Source organism: Rhodococcus sp. NPDC058639, assembly GCF_042717545.1.
Taxonomy (GTDB): domain Bacteria; phylum Actinomycetota; class Actinomycetes; order Mycobacteriales; family Mycobacteriaceae; genus Rhodococcus.
On record NZ_JBHXRF010000002.1, the window covers coordinates 598418 to 606853 of the forward strand.

At 68.4% G+C, this 8436-nt stretch carries 8 protein-coding genes and 1 pseudogene; 5 read left to right on the forward strand and 4 right to left on the reverse strand.

What is annotated here, in order from left to right; translation table 11 throughout:
• Positions 1 to 95, forward strand: a 95-nt coding sequence (locus tag ACFWU2_RS05815) for a cold-shock protein (RefSeq protein WP_378602381.1), incomplete at its 5' end; no start/stop codon positions are given.
• Between the two features lie 61 nt (positions 96 to 156).
• On the opposite strand, the gene ACFWU2_RS05820 is transcribed toward ACFWU2_RS05815, so the two are convergent.
• On the reverse strand, positions 157 to 1158 hold the full coding sequence (locus ACFWU2_RS05820) for a helix-turn-helix transcriptional regulator (protein ID WP_378602245.1): 1002 nt from the start codon (positions 1156 to 1158) through the stop codon (positions 157 to 159).
• An 81-nt stretch (positions 1159 to 1239) separates the two neighbouring features.
• Here ACFWU2_RS05820 and mgtE point away from each other — a divergent pair, with 81 nt between their 5' ends.
• From mgtE to ACFWU2_RS05840, 4 genes are all read left to right on the forward strand, one after another.
• Positions 1240 to 2598: a magnesium transporter gene (gene mgtE, locus ACFWU2_RS05825; protein WP_378602248.1), complete on the forward strand. Its 1359-nt coding sequence runs from the start codon at positions 1240 to 1242 to the stop codon at positions 2596 to 2598.
• A 67-nt stretch (positions 2599 to 2665) separates the two neighbouring features.
• Positions 2666 to 3601 carry a 4-(cytidine 5'-diphospho)-2-C-methyl-D-erythritol kinase gene (locus ACFWU2_RS05830; protein WP_378602251.1) on the forward strand — a complete coding sequence of 312 codons (936 nt, stop codon included), beginning with the start codon at positions 2666 to 2668 and terminating at the stop codon, positions 3599 to 3601.
• 30 nt (positions 3602 to 3631) lie between these two features.
• Positions 3632 to 5428, forward strand: coding sequence for an ABC-F family ATP-binding cassette domain-containing protein (locus tag ACFWU2_RS05835; RefSeq protein WP_378602253.1), 1797 nt, complete (start codon positions 3632 to 3634; stop codon positions 5426 to 5428).
• Positions 5429 to 5526: 98 nt separating this feature from the next.
• Positions 5527 to 5991 carry a DUF6069 family protein gene (locus ACFWU2_RS05840; protein WP_378602256.1) on the forward strand — a complete coding sequence of 155 codons (465 nt, stop codon included), beginning with the start codon at positions 5527 to 5529 and terminating at the stop codon, positions 5989 to 5991.
• Positions 5992 to 6052: 61 nt separating this feature from the next.
• Here the strand turns inward: ACFWU2_RS05840 and ACFWU2_RS05845 are convergent, their stop codons facing one another.
• From ACFWU2_RS05845 to ACFWU2_RS05855, 3 genes and pseudogenes are all read right to left on the reverse strand, one after another.
• Entirely contained in the window at positions 6053 to 7207 is a 1155-nt protein-coding gene (locus ACFWU2_RS05845) for an acyl-CoA dehydrogenase family protein (protein WP_378602259.1), read from the reverse strand.
• 2 nt (positions 7208 to 7209) lie between these two features.
• Positions 7210 to 8004 (reverse strand): enoyl-CoA hydratase/isomerase family protein, encoded by a 795-nt coding sequence (locus ACFWU2_RS05850; RefSeq protein ID WP_378602262.1) that lies wholly within the window; start codon positions 8002 to 8004, stop codon positions 7210 to 7212.
• A pseudogene (locus tag ACFWU2_RS05855) lies at positions 8001 to 8436 on the reverse strand (acetyl-CoA acetyltransferase); the annotation flags it as partial. The pseudogene ACFWU2_RS05855 and the gene ACFWU2_RS05850, both read right to left, overlap by 4 nt.

The following is an 8436-nucleotide window of genomic DNA, read 5'->3' on the forward strand; positions in this document are numbered from 1 at the left end:
GCTTCCGCAGCCTCGAGGAGAACCAGCGCGTGAGCTTCGAGATCGGCCAGGGCCAGAAGGGCCCGCAGGCCACCGGCGTCACCGTTATCGGCTGATACCAACTTTCTCCGGCTGGGCCGGCACCCGTTTTCGGGTGCCGGCCCAGCCGTTTTTTTGTCAGGGGCTCAACGGGTTTCGGCTCGTGTCGACGCACGCGCGGAGATACCGTTCGGCGAGCGCGGCATGGTGCCGGGCGACCCGGCCGCACACCTCCCGCAGTTCCGGCGGGTCGAGCACGGTGAAGTCCAGATCGAATGCCGCGAGCCACTCCGCGATCGAGTCCAGCGAGCTTCCGTCGAATTCGACGGCGCAGCGATCGTCGTCCACGGGTTCGACGGTGCCCCAGCGCTGGTCGATCATCGGTGCGACCGTTCCGAACGTCGCGTGGATGAGTACTCGCGCCTTGGCGGACGAGGTGCCGCTGACGATCCCCCGGGAGACGAATCCGGTCGCTCCGCCGGGTGGTAGGTCCCGAGGCGTGAAACGGGGACCGGTGGGAATTTTCGGTTCCATCCGATCCACACGGAACGAGCGCCACCCGTCCCGGGAGAGATCCCATCCGACGAGATACCACCGCAATCCCGAGCGCACCACCCGGTGGGGTTCGACCTCGCGCCGCGACGAGGTTCCGTCGTGCGTGCGGTAGTCGAATCGCAATCTCTCGTGGGTGTGGCACACCGACGCCACGGTCGACAGCAGTCCCGCGTCCACCGCCGACTCGGCGGGACCGTGGTCGACCACGTCGACCTGCAGAGCCTCGAGGCGGTACCGAAGGCGCGACGGCATGACCTGGCGCAGTTTCACGAGCGCCCGGATTTCGGCGTCGCCGATCCCGGTGACCGCATGTGACGCGCCCGACCGCAACGCGAGCGCGACGGCGACGACCTCGTCGTCGTCGAGCAGCAGTGGTGGCATCTCGGCGCCGGCTCCCATCCGGTAGCCGCCTCCGACACCCACCGTCGCATCCACCGGGTAGCCGAGTTCCCGCAGTTTCTCGACGTCCCGCCGGACGGTTCGTGTGGTGATGCGGAGTCGATCGGCGAGTTCGGCGCCGGACCACTCCCGTCGCATCTGCAGGAGCGACAGCAATCGCAGCAACCGGGCCGAGGTTTCGCGCATGACTCGACGATCCCACGTATTGCGGACCGAACCTGTCCTCGTTGAAGAAACGGCCCTGTGCTCCTTCGATAGGGTGCAACGGTGAGTGAGTCCCGGGTGGCAGGTGGTGAGTCGTCGATCAGAGCGGTGGAGACGGCACTTTCGCGCACCGATCTCACGGCACTGACCGAGGTGCTCGGTGAACTGACCACCGGTCAGGTCGTGGAGATTCTGGAACGACTCGACCGGACGCAACGCGCGATCGTGTACCGGCTTCTCTCCAAGGATCGCGCCATGACGGTCTTCGAGGGGCTGGACCCCGCGCTGCAGGGCAGCCTCGTCGGTGCGCTCCAGGACGACGACGTCGCGGCGCTGTTCGCCGAACTCGAACCCGACGACCGGGTGGGTCTGCTCGACGAACTGCCCGCGACGGTCGCGGGAAAGCTGCTGCAGGGCCTGCCGCCCGACCAGCGCGATCTCACCGCGGAGATCCTCGGTTACCCGCGCGGATCCATCGGGCGGCGGATGAGCCCGGAGTACATCGTCACCCATCCCGATCTCACCGTCGCCGAGACACTGGACAAACTCGAGCAGCGGATGGAGGACGCGGAGACCATCTACACCCTCCCCGTGACCGACCGCGCGCGGGTTCTGGTCGGAGTGGTGAGCTTGCGCGACCTTCTCAAGGCGCCGCGCGACGCCGTGATCGCCGATATCGCGGGCCGGCCGGACTGGGCCTACGCCACCGAGGACAGCGAGCAGGCTGCGCGGCGCTGTGCCGACCTCAAGCGGCTCGCCCTGCCCGTGGTCGACAGCGAGACCCGGCTCGTCGGAATCTTCACGTTCGACGACGCGCTGCGGATCCTCGAAGACTCCGACAGCGAAGACCAGGCGCGCATCAGCGGCACCGAACCGCTGCGCCAGCCGTATCTGGCCACTCCGGTGTTCAACATCGTGCGCTCCCGGGTGGTGTGGCTCCTCGTCCTGGCGATCGGTGCGTCGTTGACCGTGCAGGTTCTGGAGATCTTCGAGGCCACATTGGGACAGATGGTCGCGCTGGCGTTGTTCATCCCCCTCCTCATCGGCACGGGCGGCAACACCGGGAATCAGGCGGCGACCACCGTGACGCGTGCGCTCGCGCTCAACGACGTGACTCCGCGCGATCTGTGGAAGGTGTTCGTCCGCGAACTGTGCGTTGGGTTGTCGCTCGGTTTGCTGCTCGGGACGGTGGGCTTCGTCCTGGTCACCGTGCTCTACGAGCCGTCGCTGGGTCTGGTGATCGGGCTGACCCTGCTCAGTATCTGCACCATGGCCGCGTCGGTCGGTGGCGTGATGCCCATGCTGGCGCGCGCGGTCCGTGCCGATCCCGCGGTGTTCTCCAACCCCTTCATCACGACGTTCGTCGACGCCACGGGCCTGCTCGTGTACTTCATGATCGCGAAGGTGGTCCTCGGCATCTGAGGGCCGGGGTGTGGCACCGCACGCGGTGGTCCGGGGCCGCGCCGTCGCGCGGGTAAGCTGTGTACTCGTGCTTTCCGTCGTTCCCGCTCCCGTCACCGTGCGGGCCCCGTCCAAGGTCAACCTGCATCTTGCGGTGGGCGATCTGCGCCCGGACGGCTACCACGATCTGCACACCGTCTTCCAGGCACTGTCGCTGTACGACGAAGTCTCGGTGGTGGGTTCGGACCGGCTCAGCGTGCACGTCTCGGGCGCCGACGCCGGGGCGGTGCCCACCGACTCGACCAATCTTGCGTGGCGTGCCGCAGAGCTGATCGCCGAACAGGCCGGGCGTGCGCCGGAGGTGGCGATCACCATCACCAAAGGCATTCCCGTGGCCGGCGGCATGGCGGGCGGCAGCGCAGACGCGGCTGCGACCCTCGTCGCACTCGACGCCCTGTGGGGGCTCGGTGCGTCACGGGACGACCTCGACGGGCTCGCCGCCCAGCTCGGCAGCGACGTGCCGTTCTGCCTGCACGGCGGCACCGCACTCGGCACCGGGCGCGGCGAACGGCTCGTGCCGGTGCTCACGCGGGGAACATTCCACTGGGTCCTGGCGCTCGCCAAGGGCGGCCTGTCCACGCCGGTGGTCTTCCGCGAGCTCGACAGCCTGCGCGAGGGCGGCGATCCGCTGCGCGTCGGCGACTCCGACGACGTACTGTCGGCGCTCGCGTCCGGCGACCCGCACGAACTTGCACCGTTGCTCGGCAACGACCTGCAGGCCGCGGCGTTGTCGCTCGACCCCAAACTCCGTCGCACCCTGCGAGCCGGTGTCGACGCAGGTGCCCTTGCCGGCCTGGTGTCCGGCTCGGGTCCCACGTGCGCGTTCCTCGTCGCCGACCATCACGCCGCGGTCACCGTGAGCGCCGAACTGGCGGGGGCAGGCGTGTGCCGCACGGTGCGCATCGCAACCGGCCCGGTGCCGGGCGCCCGCGTCGTGCTCGACACCGATACCGCACATCACTGAAACTGAACACTCCGGAAGGCAATGCTCCACGTGGCGAATCTGATCAATCTCGAACAGGTCTCGAAGTCCTTCGGCGTCAAGCCGCTGCTCGAATCGGTGTCTCTCGGCGTGCAGGAGGGCGAGCGCATCGGCGTGGTCGGTCTCAACGGCGGCGGAAAGACCACCATGCTCGAGGTCCTCGCCGGCGTGGAGGAGCCCGACTCCGGGCGCGTCAGCCGCGTCGGCGGCCTCCGCATGGCCGTGGTGACGCAGCGCGGTGTGCTGCCCCCCGGATCGACGGTCGCGGAAGTGGTTCTCGGACCGCTCGGCGTCGCAGACCACGAGTGGGCCGGCAACTCGCGGATCCGGTCCGTGCTGACCGGGATCGGCATCGACAAGCTCGGCCTGGACGCCGTCGTGGACGGGCTGTCGGGTGGCGAGCGTCGCCGGGTCGCGCTCGCGGCCGCCCTGGTGCAGGATCTCGATCTGCTCGTGCTCGACGAGCCCACCAACCACCTCGACGTCGAGGGTGTCCAGTGGCTCGCCGAGCACCTGATCTCCCGGCGAAGTGCCCTCGTCGTCGTCACCCACGATCGCTGGTTCCTCGACACCGTGGCCACCCGGACCTGGGAGGTCGTGGGCGGCACGGTCGAAACCTACGAGGGTGGCTACAACGACTGGATCTTCGCGCGGGCCGAGCGGTCGCGCCAGGCCGACGCCATGGAGGAACGGCGCCAGAACCTCGCACGCAAGGAACTGGCGTGGTTGCGCCGCGGTGCGCCGGCCCGTACGTCGAAGCCTCGCTACCGCATCGAGTCGGCGGAGGCGCTGATCGCGAACGTGCCACCGCCGCGCGACTCGGTGGCGCTGGCCTCGTTCGCCAAGCGGCGGCTGGGCCGCGTCGTCATCGAACTCGAGAACGCGACCCTGACGACCCCGGACGGCCGCGAACTCGTGCACGACCTGACGTGGCGGCTCGGGCCGGGGGAGCGGATCGGTCTGGTCGGCGTCAACGGGTCGGGTAAGACAACCCTGCTACGCACCCTCGCCGGGGAACTCGAACCGTCGACAGGCCGGCGCATTCAGGGGCAGACGGTCGAAATCGGCTGGCTGCGGCAGGAACTCGACGACCTCCCCACCGACATGCGGGTACTCGACGCGGTCAAGGATGTGGCCGAGCGGATCATGCTGGGCGACAAGGAGGTCTCGGCCGGTCAACTCGCGGAACGTCTGGGCTTCACACCGGCACGGCAGCGCACACCGGTGGGCGACCTGTCCGGAGGCGAGCGACGCCGACTGCAACTCACGCGGGTACTCATGGCCGAGCCCAACGTTCTCCTGCTCGACGAGCCCACCAACGATCTCGACATCGATACGCTGCAGCAGCTCGAGGACCTTCTCGACGGCTGGGCCGGCACGCTCGTCGTCATCAGTCACGACCGGTTCCTGATCGAGCGCATCTGTGATTCGACGTGGGCGCTCTTCGGTGACGGCAAGCTCACCAACCTTCCCGGCGGTATCGAGGAATACCTCCGCCGGCGCGCGGCCATGGGCGACGAGGGCGTGGTGTCCGTGGCGTCGACCGTCTCCAAGCCGGGTGACACCGGGGGAGCGACGCCGACGAAGCGCGACGGTGCAGCCGATCGGGCGGCTCGCAAGGAACTCTCACGCCTCGAACGGGCGATCGCCAAGCTCGACGAGCGCGAGGCGAAGCTGCACGTCCGTCTGGCCGAGGCCGCTACCGATCCCGACAAGCTGCAGAAGCTCGATGCCGAGCTTCGTGAGGTGGTCGCGGAGAAGGAAGCCGCCGAGGAGCAGTGGATGGAGCTCGCCGACGACGTGGGCTGACCTCCGCCGGCACCGGGCGCGGGCGAGGTCTTGACCTCGAGTCGACTCGAGGTCGGACGATGGGTGTCGTCGAATGACAGCACCCTTCAGGAGGATTCATGACTGCGCCCGAAACTTCTCGATTGTCTTCTGTCTCCGCCGCCGTGCGCGTTCCGGACAGGCTCGTCGTCGTGGTGGCGACCGTGCTGCTTGCGCTCGTGGTCAATCTCGTCGTGTGGCTCGTCGGACTCGCCGCAGGCGGTTCGTTCGAGCACACTGACGCCGGCACCGTGGCTTCTGCGGCGCCCGGTGGTGTCGTGCTCATGACCGCGGTCCCGCTCTCGGTCGGACTTGCCCTCGCGGCACTGCTGAGTCTGTGGTGGAGCGGGTTCCTACGGATCGCGCAGGTCGTGGGGGCGTTGCTGCCCCTCGCCACGATCCAGGGGACCATCGTGGCCGATTTCGACACCGCGAGCACTGTCGCACTGGTGACAATGCACGTGGTGGTCGCGGCCGCCGCGGTGGCGGGACTCGAAGTCCTGCGGCACCGGAGCGATGCGGGACGACGCCGGACCCTGCGTTGACAGCGATATGCCGACGGCCGAAGTGCTCGGCCGTCGGCATATCGGGTTCACATGCGCCGGGTTACAAGCCCAGCAACTTGCTGATGATCTCGTTCATGATCTCGGTTGTGCCGCCGCCGATTCCGAGCACGCGAGCGTCGCGGAAGTGGCGCTCGACCTCGCTCTCGCGCATCAGCCCGATTCCGCCGGCGAGCTGAACCGCCTCCATCACGGCGGTATCGCACACCTTCACGGCGTTGTTCTTCGCCATGGACGTTTCGAGCAGCATGCCCTCACCGTTGGCCCAACGTTCCGCGACCGAGCGGCAGAATGTCTGTGCCGCAGTGATTTCGGTTGCGAGTTCTGCGAGGCGATGCCGCACGACCTGGCGCTTCGACAGTGGCCGTCCCATGGTCTCCCGGGACTTGACCCAGTCGACGGTGAGATCGAAGCAACGCTGCGCGGTGGCGACGGCCTGGAAGGCCAGCGACAACCGCTCGCCCTGGAACTGCTGGGCAATCTGGCCGAAGGCGGAGTTCTCCGCACCGATGAGGTTCGAGACGGGGACACGCACGTCGTCGTAGAACAGTTCGGCGGTGTCCGAGCACAGCCAGCCCATCTTGTCGAGCTTGCGCGAGACCGTGAAACCCGGTGTGTCGGTGGGGACCACGATCAACGAGATACCGCCGGCGCCCGCATCGCCGGTCCGGACGGCAGTGGTGACGAAGTCCGCACGGGTGCCCGAGGTGATGTACAGCTTGGCGCCGTTGATGACGTACTCGTCGCCGTCGCGGCGGGCGGTGGTGCGGATGTTCGCGACATCGGAGCCACCGCTGGGCTCGGTGATGGCGAGCGACCCGATCATCCTGCCTTCGAGTGCGGGCCGCGCGTACCGGTCGATGAGGTCGGTGTTGCCGGAGGCGATGATGTGCGGGGTCGCGATGCCGTGACTGAACAGCGCGGAGATCAGGCCCGACGATCCGCCCGAGAGGATGATCTGCTCGAGGATGGTGAGCATGTCGAGGGCGTTGCCACCGGAACCGCCGTGCTCTTCGGCGACGGAGGCCCCGAGCAGTCCGGCTTCCGCCGCCTTGCGATGGAGTTCGCGCGGGATGGAACCCTCACGCTCCCACGTGTCGAGATGGGGGAGGATCTCCTTGCGGGTGAAGTCGGCGGCGAGTTGCCGCAGTGCCTTCTGCTCGTCGGTGTCCCAGCGCAGCACTTCGGTGGTGGTCATCGTCATTCGCCCTTCCAGACGGGTTCACGCTTCTGCATGAAGGCCATGACGCCTTCGAGGGTGTCGGCGCTGGTGGTGAGTCGTGCGAGGGCCTTTTCGGTCAGCTCCCACGAATGGTCTTCCGCGGAGACATGACCGTCGACGATGCCGCGCGCGACCGTCTTGCTCGCCTGTACGGCCAGCGGTGCCCCCGCAGCGATCTGTGCGGCGAGATCCAGCGCGGTGGTCAGCACGTCGGCTTGCGGTACGACCCGGTTGACGAGGCCCCAGCGCAGCGCGTCGGCGGCCGACATCGGCTTCCCGGTGAGGACGAGTTCCATCGCGATCGCCCGCGGGATCGCCTGTCCGATGCGGAACACGCCGCCCGCGCCGGCGATGAGCCCGCGGTGCACCTCGGGGAGACCGAATTCGGCTGTGTCGGAGGCGACCACGAGATCGCTCGCGAGGGCGAGTTCGGTGCCGCCGCCGAGTGCGGTGCCGTTGACAGCGGCGATGATCGGCTTCGCGATGTGGTGCTTGACGATGCCGGCGAATCCCCAGTGTGCGGTCTCGGGTGGGGTGACCCCGTCCGGCCCGGCCGTGCCGAGTGCCTTGAGGTCGGCGCCGCCGCAGAACACGGCGTCGCCTGCACCGGTCAGCACGACGGCGCGCACGCTGCGGTCGTCGGCGGCCCGCTCCCATGCCTCTCCGAGCGCCCGGTGCACGTCGGCGTTGATGCTGTTCGCGGCCTTGGGGCGGTTGATGGTGACGATCAGCGTGTGGTCGCGCTGCTCGACGAGAACGATCGGTTCGGTCACTGCGGGTGCTCCTCGGAGGAAGGGGTATCGATGCGGGCCACGGTGAGTTGCCCGCCCTGGTCGGTGACGTGGACGACGGTGCCGATGAGGTCCGCACCTGCCGAAAGAAGCAGTGCCCCTTCCGCGCCGGTGTGTCCCGACACGCGTCGGCCGTCGGTCGTGGTGCCGACGAGGAATCCGACGGACGGCGTGCCGTCGCGGCCGTATTCTGCGGTGGCGGTCACGATCTCGACCTCACCGGAGTAGTCCTGCGCGGCGTCGGGTGCGGACGCCGGTATCTGCACGGGCTCGGGATCTCCGACGTAGCCGTCGGTGTGGGGCGCACATCCGAGCACCACGACGTGCTGGTATGTCAGGTAACCGCCGTTGCCGTGCACGAGGGCGAGTTCACCGTCTCGGCGGAGCCGCTGTGCGACGGCGACCACCGAGTGC